General features: G+C 54.6%; 1 protein-coding gene. It reads right to left on the bottom strand.

The window, feature by feature from the left end:
- Positions 1-81: 81 nt before the first annotated feature.
- Positions 82-273 (bottom strand): TonB-dependent receptor (locus SB756_RS30050; RefSeq protein ID WP_271087184.1); only part of this gene is annotated, 192 nt, incomplete at its 5' end.

Raw genomic sequence — 273 nt, 5'->3', positions numbered from 1 at the left:
CTTTTATAGAGGATCACCTGCGCTTCCATGCGCAGTATTTACTGAAGTGAAAGTCCGCCCGGTTCGCCGGGCATCTTCTCATCAGAAGCGATAATCCACTGCCATAAAGTAACGACGTCCGTCTTCGTTATAGCTGTAGTCGTCACGACTGAGATCCTTGTCGCCAAGGTTCAGCACGCCTGCGCGCAGTTTGACGTCTTTAGTCACCTGCCAGGCCGCGCCGGTATTCCAGATGGTATAACCGCCCGGTGTTTTAGCCGTCGCGCTGTCGGC

Source organism: Pseudomonas sp. SIMBA_068 (genome assembly GCF_046534705.1).
Taxonomy (GTDB): Bacteria; Pseudomonadota; Gammaproteobacteria; order Pseudomonadales; family Pseudomonadaceae; genus Aquipseudomonas; species Aquipseudomonas putida.
Note: the sequence above shows the minus strand (reverse complement) of the source record. Positions and strands in the feature narration are given on the sequence as shown.